At 53.3% G+C, this 26,870-nt stretch carries 30 protein-coding genes and 1 tRNA gene; 15 read left to right on the top strand and 16 right to left on the bottom strand.

The genetic code is table 11. The annotated features are described in order from the left end of the window. The first annotated feature begins 3 nt into the window (after positions 1-3). Genes ROA7450_RS09135 through ROA7450_RS09120 form a run of 4 tightly spaced genes read left to right on the top strand, consistent with a single transcriptional unit; the run spans position 4 to position 4,849 of the window. Positions 4-2,037, top strand: coding sequence for an NADH:flavin oxidoreductase (locus ROA7450_RS09135; protein WP_085805406.1), 2,034 nt, complete (start codon positions 4-6; stop codon positions 2,035-2,037). Positions 2,038-2,061: 24 nt separating this feature from the next. After that, positions 2,062-2,793 (top strand): SDR family NAD(P)-dependent oxidoreductase, encoded by a 732-nt coding sequence (locus ROA7450_RS09130; protein ID WP_085805405.1) that lies wholly within the window; start codon positions 2,062-2,064, stop codon positions 2,791-2,793. Next, the gene (locus ROA7450_RS09125; RefSeq protein WP_085805404.1) at positions 2,790-3,521 is read left to right on the top strand and encodes an SDR family NAD(P)-dependent oxidoreductase; all 732 of its coding nucleotides are present in this window, start codon (positions 2,790-2,792) and stop codon (positions 3,519-3,521) included. The genes ROA7450_RS09130 and ROA7450_RS09125 overlap by 4 nt, the downstream gene beginning before the upstream one ends. Next, on the top strand, positions 3,518-4,849 hold the full coding sequence (locus ROA7450_RS09120) for an NAD(P)/FAD-dependent oxidoreductase (RefSeq protein WP_085805403.1): 1,332 nt from the start codon (positions 3,518-3,520) through the stop codon (positions 4,847-4,849). The genes ROA7450_RS09125 and ROA7450_RS09120 overlap by 4 nt, the downstream gene beginning before the upstream one ends. Before the next feature lie 70 nt (positions 4,850-4,919). Here the strand turns inward: ROA7450_RS09120 and ROA7450_RS09115 are convergent, their stop codons facing one another. Genes ROA7450_RS09115 through petA form a run of 3 tightly spaced genes read right to left on the bottom strand, consistent with a single transcriptional unit; the run spans position 4,920 to position 7,647 of the window. Next, entirely contained in the window at positions 4,920-5,711 is a 792-nt protein-coding gene (locus tag ROA7450_RS09115; protein ID WP_085805402.1) for a cytochrome c1, read from the bottom strand. Positions 5,712-5,727: 16 nt separating this feature from the next. After that, positions 5,728-7,050: a cytochrome b gene (petB, locus tag ROA7450_RS09110; RefSeq protein ID WP_085805401.1), complete on the bottom strand. Its 1,323-nt coding sequence runs from the start codon at positions 7,048-7,050 to the stop codon at positions 5,728-5,730. Positions 7,051-7,062: 12 nt separating this feature from the next. Continuing rightward, positions 7,063-7,647 (bottom strand): ubiquinol-cytochrome c reductase iron-sulfur subunit, encoded by a 585-nt coding sequence (gene petA, locus ROA7450_RS09105; RefSeq protein WP_085805400.1) that lies wholly within the window; start codon positions 7,645-7,647, stop codon positions 7,063-7,065. Positions 7,648-7,865: 218 nt separating this feature from the next. Here petA and ROA7450_RS09100 point away from each other — a divergent pair, with 218 nt between their 5' ends. Next, positions 7,866-8,543 carry an outer membrane protein gene (locus ROA7450_RS09100; RefSeq protein ID WP_306372428.1) on the top strand — a complete coding sequence of 226 codons (678 nt, stop codon included), beginning with the start codon at positions 7,866-7,868 and terminating at the stop codon, positions 8,541-8,543. 7 nt (positions 8,544-8,550) lie between these two features. On the opposite strand, the gene ROA7450_RS09095 is transcribed toward ROA7450_RS09100, so the two are convergent. Genes ROA7450_RS09095 through dapF form a run of 5 tightly spaced genes read right to left on the bottom strand, consistent with a single transcriptional unit; the run spans position 8,551 to position 12,578 of the window. Then, positions 8,551-9,153: a glutathione S-transferase gene (locus ROA7450_RS09095; RefSeq protein WP_085805399.1), complete on the bottom strand. Its 603-nt coding sequence runs from the start codon at positions 9,151-9,153 to the stop codon at positions 8,551-8,553. A 9-nt stretch (positions 9,154-9,162) separates the two neighbouring features. Further along, positions 9,163-9,789, bottom strand: coding sequence for an FMN-binding negative transcriptional regulator (locus ROA7450_RS09090; protein ID WP_085805398.1), 627 nt, complete (start codon positions 9,787-9,789; stop codon positions 9,163-9,165). Between the two features lie 58 nt (positions 9,790-9,847). Next, positions 9,848-10,489, bottom strand: a complete 642-nt coding sequence (locus tag ROA7450_RS09085; RefSeq protein WP_085805397.1) for a glutathione S-transferase — start codon at positions 10,487-10,489, stop codon at positions 9,848-9,850. After that, positions 10,486-11,745 carry a tRNA (N(6)-L-threonylcarbamoyladenosine(37)-C(2))-methylthiotransferase MtaB gene (mtaB, locus tag ROA7450_RS09080; RefSeq protein WP_085805396.1) on the bottom strand — a complete coding sequence of 420 codons (1,260 nt, stop codon included), beginning with the start codon at positions 11,743-11,745 and terminating at the stop codon, positions 10,486-10,488. The genes ROA7450_RS09085 and mtaB overlap by 4 nt, the downstream gene beginning before the upstream one ends. Further along, entirely contained in the window at positions 11,742-12,578 is an 837-nt protein-coding gene (gene dapF / locus ROA7450_RS09075) for a diaminopimelate epimerase (RefSeq protein ID WP_085805395.1), read from the bottom strand. Before dapF ends, mtaB begins: the two co-directional genes overlap by 4 nt. A gap of 107 nt (positions 12,579-12,685) precedes the next feature. Here dapF and ROA7450_RS09070 point away from each other — a divergent pair. The 5 genes from ROA7450_RS09070 to ROA7450_RS09055 all read left to right on the top strand — a co-directional run bounded on the left by ROA7450_RS09070 (position 12,686) and on the right by ROA7450_RS09055 (position 15,758). Further along, positions 12,686-12,761, top strand: a tRNA-Lys gene (locus ROA7450_RS09070). A gap of 245 nt (positions 12,762-13,006) precedes the next feature. Next, positions 13,007-13,417 carry a UvrD-helicase domain-containing protein gene (locus ROA7450_RS21160; protein ID WP_200812944.1) on the top strand — a complete coding sequence of 137 codons (411 nt, stop codon included), beginning with the start codon at positions 13,007-13,009 and terminating at the stop codon, positions 13,415-13,417. After that, on the top strand, positions 13,344-13,949 hold the full coding sequence (locus ROA7450_RS21155) for a UvrD-helicase domain-containing protein (RefSeq protein WP_234999478.1): 606 nt from the start codon (positions 13,344-13,346) through the stop codon (positions 13,947-13,949). Before ROA7450_RS21160 ends, ROA7450_RS21155 begins: the two co-directional genes overlap by 74 nt. A 135-nt stretch (positions 13,950-14,084) precedes the next feature. Next, positions 14,085-15,035, top strand: a complete 951-nt coding sequence (locus ROA7450_RS09060) for a HipA domain-containing protein (RefSeq protein WP_085805394.1) — start codon at positions 14,085-14,087, stop codon at positions 15,033-15,035. A 96-nt stretch (positions 15,036-15,131) separates the two neighbouring features. Then, positions 15,132-15,758 carry an HIRAN domain-containing protein gene (locus ROA7450_RS09055; protein ID WP_159454030.1) on the top strand — a complete coding sequence of 209 codons (627 nt, stop codon included), beginning with the start codon at positions 15,132-15,134 and terminating at the stop codon, positions 15,756-15,758. Here the strand turns inward: ROA7450_RS09055 and ROA7450_RS09050 are convergent. The 3 genes from ROA7450_RS09050 to ROA7450_RS09040 form a co-directional block, all read right to left on the bottom strand. Then, on the bottom strand, positions 15,744-16,196 hold the full coding sequence (locus tag ROA7450_RS09050) for a helix-turn-helix domain-containing protein (protein ID WP_143534416.1): 453 nt from the start codon (positions 16,194-16,196) through the stop codon (positions 15,744-15,746). The two genes, ROA7450_RS09055 and ROA7450_RS09050, sit on opposite strands and share 15 nt — an antisense overlap. Then, the gene (locus tag ROA7450_RS09045; protein WP_085805391.1) at positions 16,196-16,399 is read right to left on the bottom strand and encodes a helix-turn-helix domain-containing protein; all 204 of its coding nucleotides are present in this window, start codon (positions 16,397-16,399) and stop codon (positions 16,196-16,198) included. Before ROA7450_RS09045 ends, ROA7450_RS09050 begins: the two co-directional genes overlap by 1 nt. Positions 16,400-16,861: 462 nt before the next feature. Continuing rightward, positions 16,862-17,746, bottom strand: a complete 885-nt coding sequence (locus ROA7450_RS09040; RefSeq protein WP_085805627.1) for a LysR substrate-binding domain-containing protein — start codon at positions 17,744-17,746, stop codon at positions 16,862-16,864. A 132-nt stretch (positions 17,747-17,878) separates the two neighbouring features. Between ROA7450_RS09040 and ROA7450_RS09035 the strand changes: the two genes are divergently transcribed. From ROA7450_RS09035 to ROA7450_RS09025, 3 genes are all read left to right on the top strand, one after another. Further along, positions 17,879-18,547: an FMN-dependent NADH-azoreductase gene (locus ROA7450_RS09035; protein WP_085805390.1), complete on the top strand. Its 669-nt coding sequence runs from the start codon at positions 17,879-17,881 to the stop codon at positions 18,545-18,547. 512 nt (positions 18,548-19,059) lie between these two features. Further along, positions 19,060-20,922, top strand: a complete 1,863-nt coding sequence (locus ROA7450_RS09030) for an SLC13 family permease (protein ID WP_370738207.1) — start codon at positions 19,060-19,062, stop codon at positions 20,920-20,922. Positions 20,923-21,301: 379 nt separating this feature from the next. After that, positions 21,302-22,351: a PQQ-dependent sugar dehydrogenase gene (locus tag ROA7450_RS09025; RefSeq protein ID WP_234999490.1), complete on the top strand. Its 1,050-nt coding sequence runs from the start codon at positions 21,302-21,304 to the stop codon at positions 22,349-22,351. A gap of 341 nt (positions 22,352-22,692) precedes the next feature. Here ROA7450_RS09025 and ROA7450_RS09020 read toward each other — a convergent pair whose 3' ends face one another. Next, entirely contained in the window at positions 22,693-23,568 is an 876-nt protein-coding gene (locus ROA7450_RS09020; RefSeq protein ID WP_234999477.1) for a LysR family transcriptional regulator, read from the bottom strand. Positions 23,569-23,682: 114 nt separating this feature from the next. Here ROA7450_RS09020 and ROA7450_RS09015 point away from each other — a divergent pair, with 114 nt between their 5' ends. Further along, entirely contained in the window at positions 23,683-24,420 is a 738-nt protein-coding gene (locus ROA7450_RS09015) for an SDR family oxidoreductase (protein WP_085805387.1), read from the top strand. Between the two features lie 5 nt (positions 24,421-24,425). Here the strand turns inward: ROA7450_RS09015 and ROA7450_RS20780 are convergent, their stop codons facing one another. Next, on the bottom strand, positions 24,426-24,887 hold the full coding sequence (locus tag ROA7450_RS20780; protein ID WP_143534415.1) for a helix-turn-helix transcriptional regulator: 462 nt from the start codon (positions 24,885-24,887) through the stop codon (positions 24,426-24,428). Between the two features lie 118 nt (positions 24,888-25,005). Next, on the bottom strand, positions 25,006-25,311 hold the full coding sequence (locus ROA7450_RS20775; protein WP_159454029.1) for a cupin domain-containing protein: 306 nt from the start codon (positions 25,309-25,311) through the stop codon (positions 25,006-25,008). A gap of 40 nt (positions 25,312-25,351) precedes the next feature. Between ROA7450_RS20775 and ROA7450_RS20980 the strand changes: the two genes are divergently transcribed. Continuing rightward, entirely contained in the window at positions 25,352-25,492 is a 141-nt protein-coding gene (locus tag ROA7450_RS20980) for a hypothetical protein (protein ID WP_159454028.1), read from the top strand. Positions 25,493-25,575: 83 nt separating this feature from the next. On the opposite strand, the gene ROA7450_RS09005 is transcribed toward ROA7450_RS20980, so the two are convergent. Both ROA7450_RS09005 and ROA7450_RS09000 read right to left on the bottom strand, forming a co-directional pair. Further along, complete coding sequence (locus ROA7450_RS09005; RefSeq protein WP_143534413.1) at positions 25,576-26,421, bottom strand: methylenetetrahydrofolate reductase; 846 nt, start codon at positions 26,419-26,421, stop codon at positions 25,576-25,578. 48 nt (positions 26,422-26,469) lie between these two features. Then, positions 26,470-26,859, bottom strand: coding sequence for a DUF983 domain-containing protein (locus ROA7450_RS09000; RefSeq protein ID WP_085805385.1), 390 nt, complete (start codon positions 26,857-26,859; stop codon positions 26,470-26,472). Between the last annotated feature and the right edge of the window lie 11 nt (positions 26,860-26,870).

Here is a 26,870-nt window from a genome sequence, read left to right as displayed (position 1 = left end):
ACCATGCGCAATGATCCCCTGTTGCAACCGTTTCAGCTGGGTCACTTGACCCTGCGCAACAGGGTGGTCAGCACGGCGCATGCGCCCTCTTTTGTCGAGCAGGGACACCCGCGAGATCGCTATCGCCTGTATCACGAGGAAAAGGCCAAGGGCGGTATCGGGCTCACCATTATGGGTGGATCAACCAATGTATCCGCGGACAGCCCTTCGGTGTTTGGTCAGGCTTATGCCGGGGATGACACCATCGTGCCCTGGTTGGAAAAGCTAGCCAAAGGCGTGCAGGCGCATGGATCTGGGGCTATCATTCAATTGACCCACTTGGGGCGCCGCACAGTTTGGGACAATGCACATTGGCTTCCGGTCATGGGACCGTCTGCCGTACGGGAACGCGCTCACCGCGCCGTGCCCAAGGTGATGGAGCAGGCTGACATCGATCGGGTTATTGCGGACTTTGTTGCGGCGGCGCTTAGAGTTCATCAGGCTGGATTTGACGGTATTGAGCTACTGGCTCACTCCCACTTGTTGGGCCAATTCATATCACCGATGACCAACCGGCGCGACGATGATTACGGCGGCTCTCTTGAAAACCGCTTGCGGTTAATTTTTCAGGTTCTGAAGGCGATTCGGGCTGAATTAGACACTGATTTCATCATCGGCATGCGCTTGACGGGTGATGAAGAGCTTGAAAACGGATTGAGCGGCGAGGAATGCGTCACCATCGCGCAGCTGATCGAGCGTACCGGTCACGTTGACTATTTCAATGTTCTGGCAGGTGCGCCCTACGATGATCTGGGTTTGGCTGGTTGGGTCGCCCCGATGGGTATGCCATCGGCCCCTCACTTGCCTGTTGCAGGTCGCATTCGGCAAGAGGTGAACCTGCCTATCCTGCACGCTGGTGGTATTTCCGATACGGCCACGGCACGCCACGCCATCAGTAGCGGTGCGGTTGATCTGGTGGGGATGACGCGTGCTCATATGGCCGACCCACACCTTGTGAACAAGCTCATGCGCGGCGAGGAGGAACGTATTCGCCCCTGCGTCGGGCTCGGCTATTGTGTTGACCGGGTTAATCAGGGCAAGGCGGCTGTTTGCGGCCAGAACCCCGCCACCGGACGTGAGGGTCATCTACCGCATGTGATTGCGCCGTCGTCTAGCAAACGTCGCGCCGTAATTATCGGCGGCGGGCCGGCGGGCATGGAAGCTGCACGTGTGCTGGCACAGCGCGGGCATACGGTTACCCTGCATGAGGCTTCAGATCGTCTTGGCGGACAGCTTCGTCTGGCAGCCAAAGGCAAAACGCGCCGAAATGTTATTGGTGTTTCTGATTGGTTGGAGTCGGAGTTAAGCCAGCTTAGTGTCGAAATTTACCTGAATAGCTATGTCGAAGAAGAGGAAATTCTGTCTGATGCGCCTGAATTGGTTGTAATTGCCGCAGGTGGTCTGCCAAATGAATTGGACTTTAGCGGCGCAGAGCTTGCCACATCGTCCTGGGACGTCCTGTCAGGTGTGGCGCGGGTGTCAGGCTCGGTTCTGATTTTGGATGAAATCGGTGACCAACCCGGGGCTGTTATCGCAGATGCGCTGGCAGGTATGGGGGTCCAGGTCACGCTGGCCACACCGGATCGCGCGCCGCATCATGAATTGGGTCCAACAACCGGGGCCGTCGCTTTGCGTGACCTCTATGCCCAAGGCATTCGGTATTTATCTGATACGGAATGTGCAGTGCTATCCCGCGATGGTAATCAACTGCGCGCCAACCTGCGTAATGTTCTGACCGGGAAGGTCACTGAGACGCTTTTCGATCACGTCGTTGTTGAAAACGGCACCCTTCCGAATGATGAGCTGTATCATGCCCTTTGCTCACAAAGCCGGAACAAGGGTCAGATTGATATCTCCGCATGGGTCGAAGGTGGGCCTGTTCTGCCCCTGGTCAAACTGGAAGAGGGCTTTGATCTGATCCGAATTGGCGATGCCATTTCTTCACGCAACATGGCGGCGGCGATGCATGACGCGCTCAGGATCTGTTCGCATGTTTGAAACACATACAAAGGAGGTCGTCCAATGAGATTTGAGGGTAAATCAGCGCTGGTTACAGGGGCTGCGGGCGGCATTGGCCAGGTATTGGTCGCAATGCTGCGAGCCGAGGGGGCCAAGGTTGCGGTCAGCGACCGTGACAGTTCAGCGATTGAGGCTGACGCGCATATCGATGGCAACTTGCTCGACCCTGCATTCTGCGATGCGCTCCCTGGTAAAGTGGCCGAGGCATTGGGTGGGCTTGATATCATCTGCAATAATGCGGGCGTGATCACACGCGGTGATATCACTGAAACAAGTGATGACGATTACAACCTGACCATGGGTGTCAATGTTCAGGCCCCTTTTCAGATCTGCCGTGCTGCCATCCCTCTCATGGCGGAGGCAGGGGGCGGGGCAATCGTCAATACCTCATCGTGCTGGGGGCTGAGACCGGGGTCAAACCACCCGCTCTATGTCATGTCCAAAGCCGCGATTGCCTCGCTGACTCAATGTCTGGGGCGTGATCACGCGCATCAGGGTATCCGTGTGAATGCGGTTTGCCCGAATGAGGTCAACACGCCAATGCTGCGCACCGGGTTTGCCATGCGTGGTTATGACCCGGATAAAGCGGTTGATGAGCTGAACAAAACAGTGCCTATCGGCCATATTGCTGAGCCAGAGGAGATCGCCGACGTGATCTTGTTCCTCGCCTCAGACGCCTCCCGTTACATGTGTGGTGCATTGGTTGAGGTCAATGGCGGGAAACCTGTGACATGAGCCGATTTGCAGGAAAAGTTGCGCTGGTCACCGGAGCCTCGAGCGGCATGGGTCAAGCAACTGCAAGACAGTTGGCGGAAGAGGGTGCGCGGGTTTTCACCGCGCAGCGAGGGGCAACGGAATTTGAAAACATCTTCGCTGACTTCAGTGACCCTTCAGTGCCTGAACAAGTGATTGTGGCTGTTGAAGAGCAGGCCGGTCAGTTGGATGTTCTGATCAACAACGCTGGCGTCATGCGCGAGGGCACGGTTGAAGAAACCTCTGAAGAGGATTGGCACTTGCAATTGCAGGTCAACCTGACTGCGCCGTTCCTGCTCACTAGGCATGCGATGCCGTTGCTCAAGCAGGGCGGTGGTGCCATCGTGAATGTCGGGTCTATCGAAGGGTTGGGGTCTAACCCGCGTCATCCGGCCTATTGTGCCTCAAAGGCAGGCCTGCATGGATTGACGCGCGCGGTTGCAATTGACCACGGTCAGGACGGTGTACGCTGCAATGCAGTGGCTCCGGGTTGGATCGATACGCCGCTGAACGTCGATTTCATCGAAAGCATGGAAGACCCGGCAGCCTTCCGTCAGCAGATCGGGAAAATACACCCTGTACGCCGTACCGGCATGCCGGAAGATGTGGCGAAGCTTATCTGCTGGCTGGCCTCGGATGAGGCGGCATTTGTTACTGGGCAGGTTTACACTATTGATGGCGGACGTACGTCCCAGTTGAGCCTGCCATGAAAATAAAGCAACTCCCCTGCGATCCGGGCATTACCGGATGGAATGCGATCTTGCCTGCTGCCTCAGCAGCGCAGGAGCTTGACTCGAAGCAAACTGCCGATTGGCTGGTCATTGGGGGCGGTTTTGCGGGCTTGGCCGCTGCACGGCGGTTGGCACAGCTTCATTCCGATGCGCGGATTGTGGTGCTGGATGCCACACGGATTGGGCAGGGGCCAGCTGGGCGTAACACCGGGTTTATGATCGATCTGCCGCATGACCTGGCCTCCGAGGACTACGGCGGTGCGTTAGAGAAAGATTTGGCCCAAACACGCGCCAACCGCGCTGCAATAGACTTTGCGTCAGAGATGGCAGTAGAATTTGGATTTGACGCAGAAACCTTTGTCAAATCCGGCAAAATCAATGCGGCAGCAGGTGACAAAGGTCATCAGCATAACCTCGATTTCTCTCAACACCTGAGCAATATGGGTGAAGCGAACGAGCTCTACGATGCCGCTCGTATGCAAGAGATTACCGGAAGCAGCTATTACCAAAGTGGGCTTTATACACCCGGCGCCGCGATGATTCAGCCTGTAAAATTGGTGCGCGGTGTTGCGGAAGGGCTAAAGTCCAATCGTGTTTCAATTTATGAAAATTCACCTGTAGTGGAGCTGAGCAAGAATGGTGATTGGTTCGCGAAAACACCTAAAGGGTCAATCACTGCGCCCAAGGTGATTATGGCGACCAACGGTCATGCCAACAGTTTTGGTTACTTTCCTGGACGGCTTTTGCATGTGTTTCTTTATGGGTCGATGACACGCGCGTTGACACCTGATGAGTGTGCCCGGCTCGGCGGGCAAGATCGTTGGGCTCTGACACCTGCTGACCCGATGGGATCAACGGTGCGGCGTATTTCTGGCACGGGTGGGGATCGAATAATCGTTCGCAATCGATTCACCTGTGACCCCAGTTTGAAGATCCCTGAAGCGCGCGTTGAGAAGATGGGCCGCAGCCATGACAAGTCCTTCCTTGCGCGTTTTCCGATGCTGCAAGGCGTTGAGATGGAATACCGCTGGGGTGGTCGGCTTTGCCTGAGCTGGAACAGCGTACCTGCACTGGGCGAGGTCGAAGAAGGCATGTTCACGGCCTGTTGTCAAAACGGTCTTGGCGTGGCCAAGGGCACGTTGCACGGTATGTTGATGGCTGAGATGGCCTCTGGTGTTCAGTCTGAACTTCTGGATCAAGTACTAGCGCAGGACGCACCCACCCGCCTGCCACCTAAGCCGCTCACGTTTATTGGCGCCAATGCAGCCATGCGGTGGGGGGAATACAAAGCCGGTCACGAGCTCTAAGTTACATTCCAATAATAAAAATAAAAAAGCCCGCTAATAGGCGGGCTTTTTTGTGAACTTTTGTCAAACCTTAGTGGCTCTTTTTGCCTTTGATCGGCGCCCAGATCCGTTTGTTGGTCAGGTACAGAAGTACTGTCAGAACCGTCAGGAAAATAACGCCTGACAGACCGGCTTGCTTGCGTGCCATCATCTTTGGTTCCGCCGTCCACATCAGGAAGGCCGAGATGTCTTCAGCTTCGTGGTGCAGCTCGTTCGAGTGACCATCTGCGAATTCAACGTCTTCACCGGCCAATGGGGGTGCCATGGCAATCCACCCACCTGGGAAGGCCGTGTTTTCGTAGAAAGTTGTACCCGCTTCCTCTTTGGTCTCACCGGTGTACCCGGTTAGGAGTGAGGCGATATATTCTGGTCCACCCATGCCTTTGACAAGCTGGTTAATCCCCGTCCCATATGGGCCGTGAAAACCCGCACGCGCCTTAGCCATCAGGCTGAGGTCAGGGGCTTCTGCGATGTTTGACCCTGGGAAGTGATCCGCAGGCTTGGCTGGGCGCGTATCGTCCAGTTCATTGTCAAACGTTTCGAAGTTTTGCTCCGCATAGGCCCGAACCTGATCTTCTGGCAAGTGTGGTCCACCTTCGTCACCCAAGGTGCGGAAAGGAACATACTGCAGCCCGTGACAGGCGGCACACACTTCGGTGTAGATCTGCAGACCACGCTGCAGCTGGTTTTGGTCGAATTTGCCAAATGGGCCTTCGAAGGAGAAGTCCACATCATGGATGTGACCTTCCCCACCTGCGGCCAATGCACCACCTGCCGAAAGGGTCAGGGCAGTAACTGTGGCAATGCCTAGTTTCTTCATCATTATCCCTAGTCCTTTCTTATTCGGCCGGAGTGTCGGCTTTGCCGTAATGGGCTTCAAAGTCGGCTTCGATCGTCTCTGGTGGCGTCATTGGCTTCTCGATCACGCCCAGAAGCGGCAAGATAACCAGGAAGTAAGCGAACCAGTAGGCTGACGCGATCAACGAAATCCAGTCATAGGGGAAATCAGTTGGACGCGCCCCGACCCACATCAAAACGATGAAGTCGACGACCAGAATTGCAAACCACCATTTGAACATTGGGCGGTATCGACCAGAACGAACACGCGAGGTGTCGAGCCAAGGTGCCAGCGCCATTACAGCAATCGCACCAAACATCGCCAGAACACCAAAGAACTTGGCGTCAACAATGCCACCGGTGATCCAGCTTGTCAGCTGTACAACCCAAACATCAGCAGTGAAGGCACGAAGGATGGCGTAGAAGGGCAAGAAGTACCATTCAGGCACGATGTGTGCCGGTGTCGCCAGAGCGTTCGCTTCGATGTAGTTGTCTGGGTGGCCCAGATAATTTGGCATGAAGCCAACAACCGCAAAGAAGATCACCAGAATCAGCCCCAGTGCAAACAAATCTTTCATAACGAAGTAGGGCCAGAAGGGCAGAGTGTCTTTCTCAGCTTCTGCTTTCGATCCACGACGAACCTCAACACCTGTTGGGTTGTTGTTACCGGTCGAGTGGAACGCCCAGATGTGAACCGCAACCAGAGCAGCGATCACGAATGGCAGCAGATAGTGCAGCGAGAAGAAGCGGTTCAGCGTGGCGTTGTCTACCGCTGGTCCGCCTAACAGCCATGTTTGGATAGGCTCACCGATGAACGGGATCGCGCCAAACAGGCCGGTAATCACGGTCGCACCCCAGAAGGACATCTGTCCCCAAGGCAGAACATAACCCATGAAGGCAGTGCCCATCATCATCAGATAGATCAGCATGCCCACAATCCATGTGATCTCACGTGGAGCTTTGTAGGAGCCGTAGTAGAGACCGCGGAAAATGTGGATATAGACCGCAAAGAAGAACAGCGAGGCGCCATTCATGTGCAGATAGCGAATCATGTGACCGCCATTCACGTTGCGCATGATGTGCTCGATCGAGGCGAATGCGATATCAACGTGCGGCGTATAGTGCATCACCAGAACGATACCGGTGACGATTTGCATCGCCAGACAGAATGTTAGAATGATGCCCCAGATCCACATCCAGTTCAGGTTCTTGGGTGTGGGGATCATCAGGGTGTCATAGAGAAGCCCAACGATAGGCAGACGAGAGTGCAACCACTTCTCTGCACCGGTCTTTGGCTCGTAATGATCGTGTGGAATACCGGACATGTGTGTTTCTCCTTATCCCAGCTTGATCGTAGTTGCGTCGACAAAGGCCGCAGGTGGAACCGGTAGGTTCTGTGGTGCAGGGCCTTTGCGGATACGGCCAGCCGTATCGTAGTGCGATCCGTGGCAAGGACAGAACCATCCGCCAAACTCACCCGCGCCATCACCCAGCGGAACGCAGCCCAAGTGGGTACAAACGCCCATCATGACCAGCCATTCGCTGTCGGTGCCTTCTTCAGCACCGGGAGGCAAAAGACCGCGGTTGATATCAACCGCTGGCGATCCCGCGTCGATATTTGCGTTGCGCGCATCGGGATCTGGCAGATCATCCATTGAAACTGCGTTTGCAGCCTCTATCTCTTCCGGGGTACGGCGGCGAATGAACACTGGCTTACCCAACCATTTAACGGTCAGCTGGGTGCCGGGTGCGACATCTGAAACATCGACGCGAATCGAGCTCAATGCCTGAACATCGGCAGACGGGTTCATTTGATTGACGAGGGGCCAGACTGCGGCTCCTGTGGCGACGGCACCTGCTCCTGCGGTGGCATAGTAGAGGAAATCCCTACGGGTGCCTTCGTGGTCTTCTGCGTGGGACACGAGGTATTCTCCATTTTCAAGGCCGAGTCCGGCCCCATACGACAACAGGGCACGGAATCCACACCCATCCAAATCGTTGTTTAACGAGGGTTTCAACCTCCGTCCAGTGTCCAATGTCGATGAATTGATCGAGGCGCGCATCTGTCGCGCTTGTGGCAGCGGCCTTACACGTGTATTGGGGGCGCGAGACGCGCAATTCACTCCGGGGACAGATTCCGATGATGAAAGTTACGAATTCGGCGCTTGCGGCGCTGTTGATGATGGCAGGCCAAGCGTCTGCAGAGCTTGAGTTGAGTTTTTATCTGGGCGCGCAAAGCGTTCAGGAAAGCAGCATCAGTGGTACATTGCCTGATGGCACATCGGTCAGTCGCAATGTCGACTGGGAAGGTCAGCCTTTTGAAAGCCCGTTCTACTATGGTGGCCGGGCGATGTGGTGGACGCAAAACAATCTGGGTTTCGGGATCGAGGCCACACACACCAAAGCTTATGCGCCTGATGCAGATCGCGCCGCACTGGGTGTGAACCGTTTGGAATTCTCGGATGGTCACAACATTGTAACGGCCAACATTATGAAACGCTGGCCCGGCGCGTTCAAACAAGCGCGTTTCACGCCCTATGTTGGTGGCGGTGTCGGTTTGGCCATTCCGCACGTGGATATCGAAGTATCCGGCGCATCAAACCGCACGTTCGGATATGAAGTTACTGGCCCAGCCGTGCGCGGTATTGCTGGCTTGAAGTATGACTTGAATGAAGACTGGGCCTTGTTTGGCGAATACCAGATTACCTGGTCAGACAATGAAGTGACAGTTGACCCTGATCCGGGTCAAGCTGCAGGTAAACTGAATACCGAACTGGTGACCCACGCGGTCAACATCGGTATCAGCTACAGCTTCTAACCAAAGATTACTCGGGCGCGGTCGCTTTCATGCTGTCGCGCTCTGATAACACGGCGTACCAGTCGTCCAGCGCATCGTTCCCCTTGCGCCAGTTTCGGTCAGAGAGCCGAAAATCTAGATAACCTAAGGCGCATCCCACGGCGATATGGCTCATGTCCAATGGACCTGACAGGTGACTCATCCAGCGTTCGTTGATCGCTTTTAACGCACGTGAAACCTTTTCCCATTGCGCCTCGATCCAACTGTCCAGCGCCATTTCAGGTGGACGGATGCGGTGTTCGTAGACCATCGATAGCGCGGCATCCGATATGCCATCTGCAGTAGCCTCCAGCGTCAAAACATCCCAAATGCGTGCCTCTGGATAGAGACCGGCACCAGATTGCACATCAAGGTAGCGCGTAATCACCCGGCTGTCGTAAAGTGCGGGTCCATCCTCGCGCAGCAAAACAGGAATCTTCCCCAGCGGATTTGCGCTCTTGGCACTGGAGTCAGTTTGCACTGGAGAGGTCACGATGTTGCTCACCTCAACCTGATCAATCAATCCAGTTTCGCGGAGCAGAACCTTGACCTTGCGTCCAAAGGGCGATGCTGCGGCAGAGATCAGTTTCATCACAGGCTCCTAGCTCTGGTTTGGCGGATCTCGCATCCAAGCTGCCAGATCTGTCGTTTGTACGCCGATCCCCCTAGAGCTTACCTGATCGGCGGCTCTGAGTCGAACCTCATCCGCTTTGTTCTGGTTTAGCTTCCAGGTTCCTTCAATCGCTTCCACCTTCATCCGACAAGGCACAATCTGGCGCATCATCTTGCCCAAGGCATCTGGTGTCATTTTGTCGGCCGTCCAGGATGACTTGGGTCTCAGTTTTTGCTCATAAAAGGCGGATTGACGATCCAGTAGATCGCGCAATTCAACCTGCGGACGCATTTCGATTTTCCCAGTTAAATGAACTGCTACATAATTCCACGTCGGCACCTGATCTTCGATCTCGTACCAATCAGGAGAGATATACGAGTGTGGCCCTTGGACCGCCAATCTCGCGGGCAAAGGAGACTTTAATGCCCGCGCAATTGGATTTGAACGAACCAGGTGGAACTCCGCCAAAGCGCCGTCGCCTGAGAGAAGAAACGGGACATGGCTGATCAGTGGTGCATTTTCCGTGGCAACAGCCAGCACACCAAACCCAACATCTCTGGCAAAGGTGATGTTGGTCGTATCGTCAGGTTTACGAAAGGCGGGATTTGGGTGCATGTGTGTGTTCCTACAGTCCTACACACAGGCTTGCCCGAAAGACCCTCAAGTGCAACGGTTATTCTGCGACTTCAGGGAAAACCACCGGATCCTGATCCGGCTGCCATCGCGTATATTTTCGCATGATGTCAGAAAAACGCGGTGACGCTTTGAAAGCCTCCAGCCATGCAATAACCTGCACCCAAGGTTGCACTGAAAACCATTCCAGATCCACATGGGCGTACTGTCGGACAAATGGCAGAATAGCCATATCTGCTAACCTCGTTTGTGACCCGAACAACCAATCCGATTGGCCCAACTGTTCATCTAATATCCGAATAAACTGCGCGGCTTTTTCACGTTCCCCTTCGGTATCCACATTGTCATACCGAACCGAATACTTGTATCGATCAAGTGCAGATTTGAACGCCCCATCACAGGTCTGGATTAATTCCATCCCTGCATCAGGCATCTTTAACCAATCTTCGGGGTCGTTTTGTTCGAGCGCCCAAAGCATTATGTCAAAGCTTTCATCGTGCAAATGCACGCTGGTTTTTAAACAAGGAACCGTTGCCGAAGGTGAGGTCTGCAAAAACGACTCTGGCTTGTCGCGCAACACGACTTCGCGCAGCTCAACCTCAATCCCGGACGACGCAATCGCCAGACGCGCCCGCATCGCGTAGGGGCAGCGCCGAAATGACCAAAGGACAGGCGCGCTCATGCTGTCAGCTGCGTGCCCGCGATGCCGGATACGGTTGCGGTCACTATTTGGCTTTCAGCTTGATCAGTGTCGAAAACCACCTCAGTAAACTGTTCGGTCCGGCCCATGCGGCTATTTTCCATCAGAATATTGTGGGTTTTCCCAACTTGTGCGGCCAGATGCTTGGAAACCTGTACATCCCCCACAGCTCGCAGACGCGCAGCGCGTGACTTGATGTCATTGCCGTTCACCTGATTGGGGATTTTTGCGGCGGGCGTGCCTTCCCGCTTGGAATACGGAAAGACGTGGAGCCAAGTCAGGTTGCAGTCTTCTACCAGCTTGAGCGAGTTTTCGAAATGCGCTTCGGTCTCGGTTGGGAAGCCAGCGATGATATCGGCACCAAAAGTCATTTCCGGGCGCAGCTTGCGGGCGTCTTCGGAAAAGCGAATGGCGTCATCGCGCAGGTGGCGGCGTTTCATCCGTTTGAGGATCAAGTCATCCCCATGCTGCAGGCTCAGATGTAGGTGCGGCATCAGACGCGATTCAGTCGCAATGGCCTGCATCAGATTCTCGTCAACCTCGATCGAGTCGATAGAGCTGATCCGCAGGCGTGGCAGGTCAGGAACCAACTTCAAAATCCGCATGACCAGATCGCCCAGCTTTGGTAGCGCCGGTAAATCAGCGCCCCAACTGGTCAGATCCACACCTGTCAGCACCACTTCGTTATATCCACGATCAACCAGCCGCTTGATCTGGTCCACAACCACGCCGGCAGGAACAGACCGCGAGTTGCCTCGGCCAAAGGGAATAATGCAAAAAGTGCAGCGATGGTCACAGCCATTTTGCACCTGCACATAGGCGCGGCTGCGGGTGCCAAAACCATCAATAAGATGGCCCGCGGTTTCGGTGACCGACATGATGTCATCGACCTGAACCTTTTCCGTCTCGCCAATGAAATCGGCGGCCAAGCCTGTCCAGGTTTCAGGCTGCATCTTCTCGGTATTGCCGATGATTGCGTCGACCTCATCCATCGCGGCAAAGGTTTCCGGCTCTGTCTGGGCAGCGCATCCGGTCACGATCAGCCGAGCATTTGGATTTTCACGGCGCAGGCGGCGAATTTCCTGCCGTGCTTTACGCACAGCCTCAGCCGTCACAGCGCAGGTGTTGACCACGACCGCATCGCCAAGTCCCGCCTGTTGCGACAGCTCCTTCATCGCTTCGGTTTCATAGGCATTCAAACGGCAGCCAAGCGTGGTAAATATTGGCGCGTTGCTCATTGCACCGAATCCAAGAATTCGCGTGTCAGCACGCCATCGCAAACATGCATGGTTGGCCCGGTCATCCAAACGCCATCATCGCGCCAGTCAATCCACAGCGTCCCGCCATCCAGATCAATCCGGACCTTGCGCCCGGTTAATCCACGTCGTGCGGCGGATACGGCCGTGGCGCATGAGGATGACCCAGAGGCCAAAGTGATGCCTACACCACGTTCCCACACCCGCATGCGCAAATGATCCGGCCCAATTAAGCTGGCCACCTGCACATTGGTGCGTTCTGGATACAAAGGATGATGTTCGTGCGCGGGACCAAAGCTGTCCAGATCGACCGCCTCGGCATCATCAACAAAGAATGTGCAATGCGGGTTGCCCATGCCCGTGGCGCTAGGCGCGCCATCAATGGGCAATTCCAGCGTGTCCATCTCTTGCGCGAGCGGCACTTCATGCCACTCTAACTGCGGTTGCCCCATGTTGACTGCTGTCAGGCCGTCGCCTGCGTCATGCGCATACAATATGCCACGCAGCGTTTCCAAAACCAGCGAGTCGCAGTTGCCCTGTTGCATCAGATAGTGCGCGATGCAGCGTGTGGCATTGCCACAGGCCGCAGAAATGGATCCATCCGAATTCCAGAATGTCAGTTTGGCATCCACGTCCGCGGCGTTCTCTATCACGGCAAGTTGGTCATATCCGATGCCATTTCGACGATCTCCAATCGCGATAATAGCATTTTTAGTCAATGGGTTATCGAACCCACGCATGTCAAAGACCACAAAGTCATTGCCAAGACCATGCATCTTCATAAACGAAAGGATATCTGCGCCAGATGTATTCATGCGGTGGCATATAACGCCGTCGCTGAAATGAATCCACCTTCCGATGAAAAAATCATGGATTTGGGGGTTGACCCTATGGGCCGCTCTTTCTAGAAGGGCCGCCTAGTGGGCCGTTAGCTCAGTTGGTAGAGCAACTGACTTTTAATCAGTGGGTCGCAGGTTCGAATCCTGCACGGCTCACCACTTTTTTAAATTAAATCAGCCACTTGCGCTGCAGGTGAAGTTTGATCTGGAAGACGTGTTTATCCATGTCCGTCTTGTGTCCGCAGTTTAGGTCTCCAATAACATAGGTACTGATAGGGTGAATTGATGCAGACTAGGTCAGACCCATGTGTAGGCTGTAAGCAGTTCTGTCGTTTGATGGTTTCAGACTGGAGTTGACCAGCCAGGCAATCTGGATTTGATTGCACTAGCAATAGGGACATATAATGCGTGCATCACCAAATCCGGAGCAGCTAGAGGTAATTCAGTCTATTTCGGGACCGCTGCTGGTTGTGGCAGGACCGGGTTCGGGCAAGACGTTTTGTCTTGTCGAACGCGTCGCAAACATTCTTGTCTCGACGAAAGTGCTCCCCGAAAGAATTTTAGTTTCCACCTTTACCGAGAAAGCTGCGAAGGAGTTGGTGACTCGAATTACGACCAGGCTTGGCGGTCTGGAGCGTTTGGGAAACCCGCTCGACTTAACGGTAGGAACCTTACACTCAATTTTTCTTAAACTCCTGGAGGAATTCAGGGCCTATACCCGTATCCAAAAAAAACTACACTGTGCTGGACCAATTCGATCAGCAGTATTTTTTGTTCCAACAAGCCAGCGAGTTCAAAGACATCGAAGGCATTGAAGATGCTCTTGGGTTAAAGGGGCCACAGTCAACATGGCGATTTGCTGGGGCACTGATGGCATGGTTAAATAAGATTAGTGAGGAAGGCATTTCAGCCGATGATTTGTCGGCAAGCAAAACGCCTGAGATGAAAGCCTCAGGTGAGGCTTACAAGACCTATCAGCGCCTTTTGTCAGAGTACAACTACCTCGACTTCTCAACGATTCAGGTCGAGATGTTGAGACTCCTAGAAAATCCAGAGGTCTGCGCACTGATCCAAAGGCGTTTCGACTATCTAATGATCGACGAGTATCAGGACACGAACACAATACAAGAAAGGATTGTCCTGAAACTAGCAGAGGGTCACAAGAATATTTGTGTTGTCGGTGACGATGACCAGGCTCTTTATAGATTTCGCGGGGCCTCCATTCGAAACATTCTTGAGTTTCCGTCCAGATTCGCCGACAGAGCTTGCAAACAGGTACGCCTTACTAAGAACTATCGTTCAGAACCTCCCATTATCGATTTTTATAACCGATGGATGGACCCATAAGCGCTGACGTCAGACAGTGGGATGAATACCGGCCAGATAGTCCGCTTAGTAAGGATTTATAATCAAGTAGCTTAAAAGTTAAGCTTTTTCTCGGAGCGAATTCGACTTTCCTGCACACTCGAAAGCCCAACAAACGTGTTAGATTCCAAATTCATAACGTTCAAACCAATCGCTCAGGTTGATAGCTGGGATAGAACCGAAGAGGTTCCCACGGGCTCGCGTGAAAAACTGACGGTTATCGAACCAGAGACAGGTAAGCACTATATCTTCAAATACCCGAAGGAAGATCGTGAGCATCAGCTTTGGTCGGAACTCTTGGCATCCTTTATCGCTGGTGATTTGCTGGGCTGGGATGTTCAAACCACTACAATCGGCCAATTTGAAGGACGATATGGGAACTTATTAGGATATGTGTTTGAACCCGGTTCAAAGACCGCTTCACAAGAACTGTTCACGGAAGGCTGGTCGCTCTGCACTCAGGTTGACCCAGACTTTGATGTGGACAAAGGGACACGGCACACTCTGCCTTTGCTACTAAGGGTTTGTGATGAAGTTTTGGTTCCCGATTACGGCATCACCAGAACGGAGTTCCTCGACTTTTGGTCGCGTGCGCTTGCCTTGGATATGCTAATCTCCAACACAGACAGGCATGCTGAAAATTGGGCCATTGTTACGGGTCCGGGTGGCTCCCGAATGTCAGCGTTGTACGACAATGGTTCCAGTCTTGGATGTGGCATCGATCAGGTTGGCCTAAGCCGCGCATTCGACGAAAAGGGACAATTGAAAAAGGCACACTTAAATCAGCAGCGAAGAAATGGTCGACACCATCTGAGAGCGGCAGAGCCGAATAAACGTGGTGGTTTCTTCGAGGATGTAAGCAAGAAGTTTTTGAGCATCTATCCTGATGGACGCCATTGGTTTGAAAGCGCTGGAGCTATTGAAATAACGGCGGTGTGTCACTTAATGGACTCAATTAGCGTGAATTCTGGGATTGAAGAGCCCTATTTTCTTTCTGAAAAACGGCGTCAACACATATATAATATGTTGAACATTGGCGTGGAACGAATTAAGAACACGCTTTACTGATGTGAGACGATGATACAGAACCCGATCCCTACTCGACGTGCCTTGCTGGTTTGGCAACGTCCTCTAGATCAAACTGGGCGCCGTGATAGGTGCGCAGTGGCGGAGCTTGAGCAAAAAGAAGATGGCGTAAGTTTCGCATATTTGAACGAAGAGGCATTGCAACCCGCCCGTGAGGCAGGCTTTAGCGGCTATCCTGGTCTCCCAGTTGGTTCCGACAACCTCAGTCGGATTGCGTCAGATGTTCTTATGCGGCGATTGCCTCCGCGTGGTCGATCCGATTTTTCGGATCTATTGACGCGGTTTGGTTTGCCCGCAGATCGAAGCTATTCAGATTTGTCGCTTTTGGCTTACACAGGTGCGCGGCTTACTAGCGATAGTTTCTCAATTTGTGAGACATTTGATGGGTTTGATACACCTTTTACATATGTTTTTGACGTAGCGGGAAATCGTCACTACGTGGACTACAATGAACTGGAGCGTTCTGAACCAGTAGTTTTCGAACGCGAGCCCGATAATGAAGTTGACCCCAACGCCATACGGCTTGCGCGTGGTGATGGTGAAACAGTCGGATATATCAATCGTCTCCAAGCACCGGCAGTAGGCCAGTGGTTAGACGGAGGTTCGATTATGGCAGAAGTCTTTAGGGTGAACGGTCGCGCTCAATACCCACGCTTGTTTGTCCGGGCAGAGGTGTCCTCCAAAGTTGGATCAATTGCCGCTTAGCAGGTTCCGGAATCTTGGGTGGGCCTTCTGAACTGTCACAGCGATTTTGGCTTGTATTGTCTCCAGATCGGCGCGTCTAACGATCTTGTTCATGATGGAACCGCAGGCTGGGCATAGGGCTTCCAGACGCCCGCAGTCTGCTGTTTGATGGATGTAGTCAGCGATCTTGCCATCAGGTTCACGAGGCTCTCTGCAGCCGAGGCAAAAACAATGATGCAGGGCGAGCTTGCGCTTTAGTCTCTTTTGTTTGACGCCCAGGTATGCCTTGAGTTCCCGACCCTCGATGAGCCAGGGCCGCTGCGAGGTATCCGCGTTCAGCCCTTTGTGTTTGATCCACCGAATGACGGTTTGCTTATGACAGCCCAGCGCATCCGCAGCTTCCCAGGTGGAATAGACACGGTGGGTTTTGATGTGAGATGCGGAAAACGACTTTGCCATCACCCGTGCCCCGAGCCGATGGGGCCGTGGGTGTTCTGACACACTTGGGCAGCCTCATAGGCTTCCACCTCAGTCTCGTCGTAAAGAACATGCGCGCCGATCTTGAGAAACCGAGGCCCCTTGCCCAGCCAGCGCCATTGCTCCAGCGTGCGGGGTGACAGGTGCCACCGCAACGCCAACTGCTCTTGAGTAAGTTTGGCCATACTGGGTCTCCTTGCTTCGTTGCAGGTCGCGCAAATGCGATCCGCTTCTAGGCAAGAAAGATGGTTTGTAGTGGCACCAAAGTATGTGGACACGCCTTGAAAAGATGTGACCAGTTGTTGGCTAAGGTGTTGAAACTACAGGTGTCGTTTAGACCAGTTGTGACAGTCGCCCGGAAAGGTGTGACATATGGGTGCGTGCAAGGAAGGTATTGCGCACAAATTGGATGATCGGTGAAAGTTTAATTCCATACATTTGATCCGGTAATCGCGCTTTGCGGACGTTTGCCAAATTTGCAGCTAACGGCCGGTTGGAGCTCAGATTGCCCGATGCTGCACCAGACACGAACAGCTACAATAGAGAGGATTGCCGCCATTCAAACCGCAAACTTGGTAAAATGAAACAGTGTAGAAAGCAATTTGTTCAGTTTGGTTAGTTCTTAGAAAGTTAACGTCCCGGAAATTTTAGTTGCAAGAACGTGCCCATGTAGCGAAACGCTCCACTTCACAAGAACGCGGCTGCTCGCTAAGGCACACAGCCCAAAACGTTCTGCCGGGCAATTCCGTTTCAGACAGACGCACCAGGTGCCCGGCTGCGACCGCGGAAGCGGCTAAAACGCTGGACGCTAGTACCACGCCCTGACCTGCAAGCGCCGCGTCAATGGCATTAATTTCTTCGGAGAAATGCTGTGTGACCTCTGGCACCTCGCCTGTGAGCCCGGCTGCCTGTGACCAGCGTTGCCAATTGGGAGGCACTTCCCCGCCGCAATTCCAGCGGTACTGGATCAACGGCAGACGAAGAACGTCGGCATTTTCTTTGACCTGATGCCGACGCAGCACCTCGGGCGCACAGAGTGGAATCAAACTGTCGTTAAATAGTGGCAACCATTGATTTTCCGTGCCCGGATGTACTGCATAGCGAACAGCGAAATCGACATCGCTTCCGGACAGGTCCACCGGCCGGTTGTCAGCTTCGATTTTAAGGTTCAACCCTGTTTGACTTTGCAATGCGGGCAGGCGCTTCATGAGCCAGAAGCTCGCGAATGCCACAGTTACGGAAACCGTCAAGGGGCGGTCTTGATCCAATTGAGAAAGGCCTGAGATGGCTTGGGCCACACGGTCGAAACTCTCGCGCAGCACTGGGTATAATGACTCGCCTTCCGCCGAAAGGCGGATTGGTCGAGGATAGCGGTGAAAGAGCTTCACTTCCAAAATCTCTTCAAGTTGGCGGATCTGGTGGCTGATCGCGGTCGGCGTTAGATGAAGCTCTTCTGCGGCACGGGCGAAGTGAAGATGCCGGGCGGCGGCTTCAAAGGCACGCAGCGCGTGGAGTGGTGGCAAGCGCCGCATCGGTTCCTTCCTTTCCGTTCGGATTGCACCAAGATGAATCTCATTCATCCATAACCTGAAAAATCCGCCTTCGCCAGAGAATAAGCCGCTTGGTAGGCAAAGCGTGTAGTGAAAAAACTTAGGAGATTTCCAATGCCTACTCTGTTGCGAATTGATGCAAGCGCCCAGCTTGAAGAACGCTCTCTTACACGACACCTGACCGGGATATTCACCGGTACATTTCTAGCAAACGCACCGAAATCGCTTGTTATCACCCGGGATGTAGGGCTAAACCCTATTCCCGCTATTGACCAAGAATTCATTCAAGCCGCTTTTACCCCACTCGAAGAGCGTGAGGCGTGGATGAACGAGCGCCTAGCGCTGTCCGACGAACTGATCGAGGAAGTGGAAGCCGCGGATATCCTAGTCATGGGAGCGCCGATGTACAATTACGGGATACCTACCGCTTTGAAAGGCTGGATTGACCAAGTGGCACGGATCGGCAAGACTTTTTCCTTTGATCTTGCACGCGGGGATACGCCGATCGAGCCTATCTTATCTGGAAAGCGACTGGTGGTGCTGTCAGCGCGTGGCGAATTTGGTTTTGGTCAGGGTGGTGTAAGGGCTCACCTCAACGCGCTTGACCTTGGTCTGGCGGCCTGTGCGCATTACTTCGGCGTTGCGCCCGGGCATGTCGAAACCATCGCCATCGAATACCAAGAATTCAAAGACGACCGTCACCGGGCTTCAGTTGTAACTGCAGAGGCCCGCACCCGTGATTTGGCTACCCAATTGGCCATAACTGTAGCACAGGCGGTTTGAAGTTAGTTTAAGAATGGACGGAACTTGGTGGCGCGGACTGAACTCCTAGCCACCAAGCCATTTGGCAAGTAGCTTAACGCCATGAAGGGGCTGTATAGAGCTTCAAAGGTTCGATTTTATGGAAATTGTAGTGATAACTCCATCAACATGGAGGTCAGTTATGGGCTTTTCTGATGTCGTTCGGTTGCGCCAAAGAGACGTCCGCTTTGTGTGAATTGAGGTGAACTGAAATGCTGCGCGATGCACGAACGACCGCTTCGGAGAACTGGGTCTGTAGGAATTTCTGATCGTCGAATATCGGTAAAGGGCCAGCCCTGTAGGTTATCCCATTGTAGCAGAAAAAGCTGTTTCCATCTCCGCACGCTCACCTACTACCGACTGCCGTTTAATGATAAAAGAAAAACGGGTTCTGGACTTAATTTGTGACATAACTTGGCTATGCCGAGCTTTTTCTCGTATGTCTAGACTGGCCCTAGGAGGCGGACTTGGAAACAGTAACACTGACAAACGAAATGATTGTGGTCCTGGCGTTACTGGCAATAACGGTTTTTCTTTTCGTCTCAGAAATCGTGCGAATAGATGTGGCGGCGATTCTGGTTATGCTGCTATTAGGCGGGCTCAGCTATCTGCCTGGACTCAATAATCTGGCGGATGTCTCTAACCTTTTCGTCGGCTTTTCGTCAAACGCAGTTGTTTCTATCATTGCGGTGATGATCATAGGCGCGGGGCTTGATAGAACCGGACTGATGTCCAAAGTGGCAGCGTTGATAATAAAACGGGGCGGGACAACCGAGGCGCGGATCATTCCTATTGTCTCCGGTGTGGTTGGTGTCATCAGCTCTTTCATGCAAAATGTCGGGGCAGCGGCTTTGTTTCTACCTGTGATCAGCCGCATTTCAGCACGTACTGAGATTCCGATGAACCGCTTGCTCATGCCAATGGGATTTTGCGCCATTTTGGGTGGAACAATCACTATGGTTGGCTCTTCCCCTCTGATTTTGCTCAATGATTTGATACTCGCATCGAATGAAAGTCTTCCGGTAGATATGAGGATGGAGGCGTTTGGGCTATTCTCAGTCACACCTATCGGAGTGATGTTGGTGGCGACGGGAGTTTTTTATTTCGTCTTGTTCGGGCGTTGGGTCCTACCTGCACAACGGGATTGGGGGACGGATGCGGGTTCTGCCAGATCAATGCAAACCTTCATCGAAAACACCTACGGATTGCGCGCCGATATGTTCGAAGTGCGCGTACCAGAAGGATCCATCCTTATCGGACAAACGCTGGCTGATCTGATGGTAGCCCATCACATGTATATTCTGGGAACGTCCTACCGGGGTCACAAAGTCATTGCTCCAATGGCCGATACCACGATCGAAGCACCCGCGCGACTCGCGGTCCTGGGGCTGCACCGGGTGGTACTGAAAGAATTTGCCGAGCCCTATGGGTTAGAAATTTTACCTCAGTTGGATGTATTTGCGGATGATTTTGCGGCCACCCAATCGGGCGTGGCCGAGGTTGTGATTCCGCCGGGATCCAGTGTGATTGGCCACACCCCTATCGATCTGCGTCTGCGTCAATCTCACGGGCTTTCGCTGCTGGCGATTCATCGCGGGGCAGAGACTTTAAGCCATGTTGAAACCGAAGACCATTTCGCCACACATATCGGGCAAGTCCCGTTGCAGGCAGGCGATACGGCGGTAGTGCATATTCAATGGGACAGGCTGACCGAGCTTTTGTCTGACCGGGACTTTGTCGTAGTGACATCTGACTTCCCACAGGAAGAGCTGCGACCCCATAAGGTGGGTTGGGCTTTGGCGTTTTTTGCCATGGCGCTGATGTTGATCCTGTTTTCTGACGTCAGATTGTCCTTGTGTCTGCTTGCCGGGGCTATGGGCATGATCTTGAGCCGCGTGCTTTCCATTGACGAGGCGTATGACGCGGTCAGCTGGAGCACCGTATTTTTGCTAGCCTCTCTTATTCCATTAGGTCAGGCAGTTCAAAACACAGGAACCGCGACTTGGATTGCGGGGCAAATTCTGAGCTTGCTAGACGGGTGGCCAATTTGGGCGCTGCAGGCGGGCTTGGCGGTTTTAGCGACTGCATTTACGCTTGTCATGTCGAATGTTGGTGCGACTGTCTTGCTTGTACCGCTTGCGGTTTCGATAGCGCTAGCCTCTGGAGGAGACCCGGCAGTCTTTGCGTTGACAGTGGCGATTTCGACCTCCAATTCCTTCCTAATCCCAACCCATCAGGTCAACGCTCTGATCATGGGTCCCGCAGGCTACAGGGTGAGCGATTTCGTTCGATCTGGGGGCGTCATGACAGTTCTTTTTCTGATCGTATCAATGGCGGGATTAAATCTTTTTTTCTGACTGGAGCGCTGCACTCTGAACAAGTGCCCGGTTTGGGGAACCGCATCGTAGCGCTGAACGACTTGCTGAATGTCCGGAATGGGCCGAAGTTGATCTCATTGAGTGCAAGGCAGAGCTCGATCCAACTATGTGTGAAAGCGTTAAAAATAAACACAAGACCATCTAAATTCCCTATAACAACTGCTTGGTCATGTCGAAGTTTAGGAGAGTGTGAAGGCATTTGATGCGATCATGTTTTAAATCTACGGATCCCTCAAATCGCTATACGAACGGTGCGGTCGAGAAAATTCAATTTTAAAGTTGACCCGATTAATGCCTTTTGTCGTGTTTAAGAGCAGTTGTTTGGAGGTTTGTAATGCATAGAAACTTCATCGCTGCGATGTTTTTTGTGATTTTGGGAACTGTACATGCTGTCGCCATTGAATTTCAGGCGATGGTGACCGGATTGAAGGAGCCGTGGGGGGTAGCGATTTTACCTAACGATACGTTCCTTGTCACTGAAAGAGGTGGAAGGCTCCTCTTGGTGCGCGGTGGACGCAAGAGCATCGTGGCTGGGGTGCCTGAGATTTATTTCAGTGGGCAAGGAGGATTGTTAGATGTCACTCTTGCTCGCGACTTTGCAAAAACCCGAGAGATATTTTTGACCTATTCGAAACCGCAAACTTCTGGTGGTGCGGGGACTGCTTTGGCGGTTGGGCGTTTAAATGAAGACGGCATCCGATTGGAAAACCTTCGTGACATTTTTGAAAGTCTTCCGGGGGCCACTGGCGGTCGACACTTTGGCTCGCGCGTTGTTGAGGCCGAAGATGGAACGTTGTTTGTGACAAATGGAGACCGAGCGGACCGCCCAAGCGCACAGGACCGCTCCTCGCACAATGGCTCAATCATTCGTATCAATCGGGACGGCTCTGTTCCCGACGACAATCCGTTTGTCGATCAAGCAGGAGTGTTGCCGGAAATCTGGTCATTTGGTCATCGCAATCCTCAGGGTCTTGGATTGGATCTGGCAGGTGAACTTTGGACCAGCGAACACGGGGCGCGAGGCGGCGACGAAGTGAATCACATCCGTAAAGGTGCGAATTTTGGTTGGCCAGTGATTTCCTATGGCCGGCATTACTCTGGTCTTCCAATAGGTGACGGCACTGAAAAGCCGGGCATGGAACAGCCCAAGTTCTATTGGGATCCGTCAATGGCACCGTCAGGGTTGATGGTTTACTCTGGGAAGCTCTGGCCGGAATGGCGAGGCGACATTTTTGTGGGCTCGCTCAAGTTCAATTACATCTCACGCCTGAGCGGAACACCATTGCGAGAAGTTGAGCAAATAAAGACGCAACAAACAAGACGGGTGCGAGATGTGCTCGAAGCGCCTGACGGTTCAATCTGGTTTATTTCTGTTGCAAAGGGTGCAGTCTATCGCATGACACCTTGAACAAACACGGTTCAAGGTCCGATCTAAGAACTTAATGTCTGCGTCAAAGTAATCGCATTCTTGAGGCGGCTGTAAGTTATGTTTGGACCATTGGCGCAGCCAAAATGCCGTGTCATCGACCAATGTCAGCTTTCGGGAAACTGACAGGAAAAATTTGAGATTTTCGAATGGCCGGTATGGGCCGTCTTCGGCTGAGTGGGCGAAACCAGAAAATCAAATACTGCGTTGCCTCTAAAGTCCGGTTCGAGCCCACTTTGACCGACGCTGCGCAATGCACGAGCAGCGGCTCTGCGCAATAAAGCTGACTTTGCAAAGTCGAGAGAACGGCCGTAGACATTTTGTCAATGCGCGGCCTTATTGAAAATGTAAACGACCCAATCGAGGAAAACCCGCACACGCGGGGAGAGTTGTCGATTTTGTGGGTAAAATGCAGCCAGCGGGGTTGGGGATGGCGGTGTATCCGGTAAGACTTCCACAAGACGACCATCTTCCAAGTCGTCTAGAAAACGATATTTCGGCGCTTGTCCAATCCCGTACCCGTCTCGGATTAGATGATGCACTGTGTCCGCGTCATTCGCTGTCACAAGCGCTGGCAACGTTACATCCTTAACCTTGTCTCCGATCTTGAACTCCAGCGGTAGTGCAGCGCCAGTGCGCGACGACAGAAAACCAACCATCTGATGACCTTTTAGATCGTTTACCGACGTAGGAGTGCCATACTTGGCCAGATACTCTGGACTCGCGCAGGTGATTTCAGGGAGATCGATCAGGTGCCGTGTGATCATTCCACTGTCATCAGGAATGCCTGCGCGGATGACGCAATCAACGCCTTCGCGCACCAGGTCCACCAGGCGCTCTGTCTGACCGAGTTGAAGGATGATCTTGGGATATGTGGCCAAAAAATCAGACAGGTGCGGCAGCAGAAAGACCCGCGTCATAGTGCCGGGGGCATCAATGCGCAGCAGACCTGACGGTTCATGCCCGCGCAGTGCACCTTCAGCTTCCTCCAGATCAGCCAAAATGGACGCGCATCTTTGGTAGTAGGCCTGCCCATCCGGTGTTGGAGCAACGTGTCGTGTCGTTCGATCCAGCAGTCGACTTCCCAAGTCACGCTCCAGCCTCTGTATGGCTTCGCTTGCGGTAGACCGAGGAATATTTAGATCCGCTGCGGCCTTTGTGAAGCTTCCACGTTCCAGTACACGAACAAAAAGTCGCATGGTTTCAAGCCTATCGATCATTGTTCGTATTTACTGAATTGTCATTCCAATACAAGACACATTATCTGGGTTACGTCCGTGTCTATCTTCGCTGGAAACAGAAAGGAGATTGACATGGCACACGAACAACGAACCGCAATTGTAACTGGCGCCAGCAAAGGGATTGGTGCAGCCATCGCACTCCGCCTGGCTCAGGATGGCCATGCAGTTATTGCCAATTATGCGAGTGATGAGGCCGGCGCGAACGAGATTGCAGACGCTATCAAAAAAGCCGGCGGCCAAGCAATCGCAGTTCAGGGCGACATTTCTGATCCATCCTGCATGCCACGATTGTTCGATGCAGCTGAACAGGAGTTCGGCTCTGTCGATGTTCTGGTCAACAACGCGGGTATTATGCGCCTGGGTGCAGTTGCATCTACATCTGATGCCGACTTCGAGGCTCATTGCGCCGTCAACATCGGTGGTGCCTTTCGCGGCATGCGCGAGGCCGCCAACCGCCTTAACGCAGGCGGCGCGATTGTCAGCCTGTCCTCCAGCGTGGTCGGTCTTTATCAGCCAACTTACGGAGTCTATGCGGCGACAAAAGCTGCGGTGGAAGCCATGAGCCACGTTCTGGCCAAGGAACTCGGGCCGCGAGGGATCACTGTGAATGCGGTAGCACCGGGACCAGTTGGAACAGATCTTTTTCTGGCCGGTAAGCCAGATACCGTGATTGAAAACATCAAGAAGATGAACCCGTTTGGCCGGCTCGGTACACCCGAAGATATCGCCGCAGCGGTTTCGCTCCTAGCCGGACCTGATGGCCATTGGATCAGTGGGCAAACACTTCGCGCCAATGGCGGTGTCATCTGACAAGCTTAGCCCGAAGCCACCAGCATGTTTTCCTTTGAGTAACGCGCGGGAGGGCATCCTACATAGCGGGAAAACGCAGCGCTGAAGGCAAAGGTCGACCCATACCCTGTCTGGGCAGAGATTTCGGAAATACTGAGATTGCCCGCCCGGAGCATTTGTTTTGCCAGCGTCATCCGCCAGTTCTGCAAATAGCTCATTGGGGGCATTCCCATGACCCCTTCAAACCGCGTGAAGAATGCAGATCGTGATAGCCCGGCTTCGCTTGCAAGTGATTGAACAGTCCAGTTGTGAGCAGGGGCCGCGTGCATGGCGCGCAAACTGGGTCCAACCCGAATGTCTGCCAATCCACGTAGAAGGCCAGCAGTCGGGGCCGGATTCGCGCCAGACCGGAAGGCTTCGATCAGTAGGACTTGCAATAGGTTCTCGACGATCACATCTCGCGCCGGCCTGTTTGCCCGAGTCTTCATCGCGAACAAGCCCCGTAAGTGCAGCCAACCGACCCTCACCGCGAACAAAGATCAGATCAGGCAGTAGAGAGATCAATAGATCAGCGTCCGGGCTGGTAAATGTGCAGTGTCCTACGAGTTATTGAACCCCTGGATCCGCATCAGTCCCCCCAAGCTGGAATACTCCGTCTTCACCCTCCACTGGGTCGTTGACCAAATCAGCGGGTGGTGGCGGGTCCATGCTTGAAAAGGTGAATGACTTGACCGCAGGGATCAGCACAAAGTCACCCGCATTCAAAACCAATGGTTCTTTCCCTTCGGCCTCCAGGCATGCACGTCCCGCAAGTAGAGAACAGTAGAAGGCCTCGTTTACATCCTCACGATGCACCCGAATTGGCCCCTCTGGGTATTCGGACTCATATCGTTCTACCAGGTCAGAATCCAATGACACGCCTGAAGACTACAAGCCATTCGTCGAGCAGACTATGGCTGCCTTCATGAACGCCGAAGGGAAAGAATTCACCTTCTCCGAGGATGTTGTTCAAGCAATCTGGAGAACCGTCACCGACAGCACATGCCCATTGCGGATCCCTGCCGGAAATGACTCGGTCGCTCTGGTGGCGTGATGCCCTCAACGATAACAAGAAGATCTCTCGAAAATCTAGCATGGCCGATCTCAATGGGCCGGCCTTTTGCATCTGGTATTGCCTCACGCCAGCATTTTACTCGAAGTGTCCTGCGTTTGCCGCGCCTTAACTGCATTAAACCACTCAACAGCAGCCTTCGTGCCACCAAAGGGATAAAGGTGAACCGCAACATCAGCTAAATTGCGTCGTTGCAGTTCTTGTTCGATCAAGCAGACCAGGCGGGAGAAATCAACGATCCCGTCCACGGTGTCACTCACGTTGTTCAACCCGCCAGCCGAAACCCCAAATGAGCGTGCAAACCTGAGCAGGAGATCCCTTTTAGTCGGCCCAGGTATTCCAATTTGGATCGGCTGGCTAACACCAACGTTTCGAAGCTGGCTTATCCAGTCGAGAATTCTGTTGGGATCAAAGGCAAGTTGAGTGGTTATGCTCACGCTACATCCGTAGGACTCCAAAAGTTTTACCTTCTGCTCCAGTAGGGCCACGTCCGAACGATAACCTATGGCAGCGTTCCCTTCAGGAAAACCCGGCAAGGTGACCCTCTTGATCGCATACTTTTCAATCCACTCCGTTCGAAGGAGATCTATCGTGTTGTTGAATGGCCCCGACGCATCTGATGGGTCACCACCAACGACCATGGCTTGCCCCTGTGCGCCGGCAAACCGGAGTTTTTCAGTCAGGTCAAACAAGTGCTTTTTTGATTTAAGGCGTCGAGCTGCAAATATTGGCACCGGCAATAGTCCGGCATCGTCGATCCGGCGCACCGTTCGCAGTCTGTCGTAATCACCCTCATCGTTCAGCCAAGCCACATTGACAGGGGTTCTAACAGGAATAAGGGGTGCGGCTGATGTGATATCCGCAATCGTCTTTCCTGTCGACTCAAGTGAATAGAAATTCAAATCCATCAAGGAAACCATCCTCTGAAAGGGTTGAGAACTCATTGGGAGGGCGGGTGGCTAGAACCCGTGCATTCGTTTGGCCCATTGGTATCCAACAATCAGGCCCTTCATGACCGGCAGAATTGCCAAGGCACCGACTACCGCGATGACCGACATGCTCAAAGCCATGACCCAGGGTTCTGGCCTCCATGTTACCCAAGCGATGTGCAACGCGAATCCCATAAGGTGGCCAACGATCAGGATCGTAAGATAAGCCGGACCATCATCAGCCCGCTGATGGCTCAGATCCAAGCCGCAATTCGAGCACTCATCGTTCACTTTTAAGTAGCTGTGCAGCAGTTTGCCTTCCCCGCATCTGGGGCACTTGAGGCGCATCCCATTCATGATCGCGGGTTTGATGGGGCGTTCTTCACTGTCGTCGCGGGCGTCAATTGCAAGTTCGGACATCTTTGATCTCC

Origin of the sequence: Roseovarius albus (genome assembly GCF_900172335.1) — a bacterium.
GTDB lineage: Bacteria > Pseudomonadota > Alphaproteobacteria > Rhodobacterales > Rhodobacteraceae > Roseovarius > Roseovarius albus.
The sequence above is the reverse complement of the archived record's forward strand: the minus strand, read 5'-3'. Positions and strand labels throughout refer to the sequence as shown.

Excerpts from the sequence above, each read along its gene's own strand:
- ROA7450_RS21160 (WP_200812944.1), top strand. The coding sequence starts at position 13,007 with ATGCGTGCATCACCAAATCCGGAGCAGCTAGAGGTAATTCAGTCTATT.
- ROA7450_RS09020 (WP_234999477.1), bottom strand. The coding sequence starts at position 23,568 with ATGCGACTTTTTGTTCGTGTACTGGAACGTGGAAGCTTCACAAAGGCC.
- ROA7450_RS09090 (WP_085805398.1), bottom strand. The coding sequence starts at position 9,789 with ATGCACCCAAATCCCGCCTTTCGTAAACCTGACGATACGACCAACATC.
- dapF (WP_085805395.1), bottom strand. The coding sequence starts at position 12,578 with ATGAATACATCTGGCGCAGATATCCTTTCGTTTATGAAGATGCATGGT.
- ROA7450_RS09100 (WP_306372428.1), top strand. The coding sequence starts at position 7,866 with ATGATGAAAGTTACGAATTCGGCGCTTGCGGCGCTGTTGATGATGGCA.
- ROA7450_RS09045 (WP_085805391.1), bottom strand. The coding sequence starts at position 16,399 with ATGGCCAAACTTACTCAAGAGCAGTTGGCGTTGCGGTGGCACCTGTCA.
- ROA7450_RS09125 (WP_085805404.1), top strand. The coding sequence starts at position 2,790 with ATGAGCCGATTTGCAGGAAAAGTTGCGCTGGTCACCGGAGCCTCGAGC.
- ROA7450_RS09035 (WP_085805390.1), top strand. The coding sequence starts at position 17,879 with ATGCCTACTCTGTTGCGAATTGATGCAAGCGCCCAGCTTGAAGAACGC.
- ROA7450_RS20780 (WP_143534415.1), bottom strand. The coding sequence starts at position 24,887 with ATGAAGACTCGGGCAAACAGGCCGGCGCGAGATGTGATCGTCGAGAAC.
- ROA7450_RS09130 (WP_085805405.1), top strand. The coding sequence starts at position 2,062 with ATGAGATTTGAGGGTAAATCAGCGCTGGTTACAGGGGCTGCGGGCGGC.
- ROA7450_RS09030 (WP_370738207.1), top strand. The coding sequence starts at position 19,060 with ATGATTGTGGTCCTGGCGTTACTGGCAATAACGGTTTTTCTTTTCGTC.
- ROA7450_RS09015 (WP_085805387.1), top strand. The coding sequence starts at position 23,683 with ATGGCACACGAACAACGAACCGCAATTGTAACTGGCGCCAGCAAAGGG.
- ROA7450_RS09095 (WP_085805399.1), bottom strand. The coding sequence starts at position 9,153 with ATGAAACTGATCTCTGCCGCAGCATCGCCCTTTGGACGCAAGGTCAAG.
- ROA7450_RS09025 (WP_234999490.1), top strand. The coding sequence starts at position 21,302 with ATGTTTTTTGTGATTTTGGGAACTGTACATGCTGTCGCCATTGAATTT.
- ROA7450_RS20980 (WP_159454028.1), top strand. The coding sequence starts at position 25,352 with ATGGCTGCCTTCATGAACGCCGAAGGGAAAGAATTCACCTTCTCCGAG.
- mtaB (WP_085805396.1), bottom strand. The coding sequence starts at position 11,745 with ATGAGCAACGCGCCAATATTTACCACGCTTGGCTGCCGTTTGAATGCC.
- ROA7450_RS09115 (WP_085805402.1), bottom strand. The coding sequence starts at position 5,711 with ATGATGAAGAAACTAGGCATTGCCACAGTTACTGCCCTGACCCTTTCG.
- petB (WP_085805401.1), bottom strand. The coding sequence starts at position 7,050 with ATGTCCGGTATTCCACACGATCATTACGAGCCAAAGACCGGTGCAGAG.
- ROA7450_RS09120 (WP_085805403.1), top strand. The coding sequence starts at position 3,518 with ATGAAAATAAAGCAACTCCCCTGCGATCCGGGCATTACCGGATGGAAT.
- ROA7450_RS09050 (WP_143534416.1), bottom strand. The coding sequence starts at position 16,196 with ATGGCAAAGTCGTTTTCCGCATCTCACATCAAAACCCACCGTGTCTAT.
- ROA7450_RS09135 (WP_085805406.1), top strand. The coding sequence starts at position 4 with ATGCGCAATGATCCCCTGTTGCAACCGTTTCAGCTGGGTCACTTGACC.
- ROA7450_RS09000 (WP_085805385.1), bottom strand. The coding sequence starts at position 26,859 with ATGTCCGAACTTGCAATTGACGCCCGCGACGACAGTGAAGAACGCCCC.
- ROA7450_RS09085 (WP_085805397.1), bottom strand. The coding sequence starts at position 10,489 with ATGAGCGCGCCTGTCCTTTGGTCATTTCGGCGCTGCCCCTACGCGATG.
- ROA7450_RS09040 (WP_085805627.1), bottom strand. The coding sequence starts at position 17,746 with ATGCGGCGCTTGCCACCACTCCACGCGCTGCGTGCCTTTGAAGCCGCC.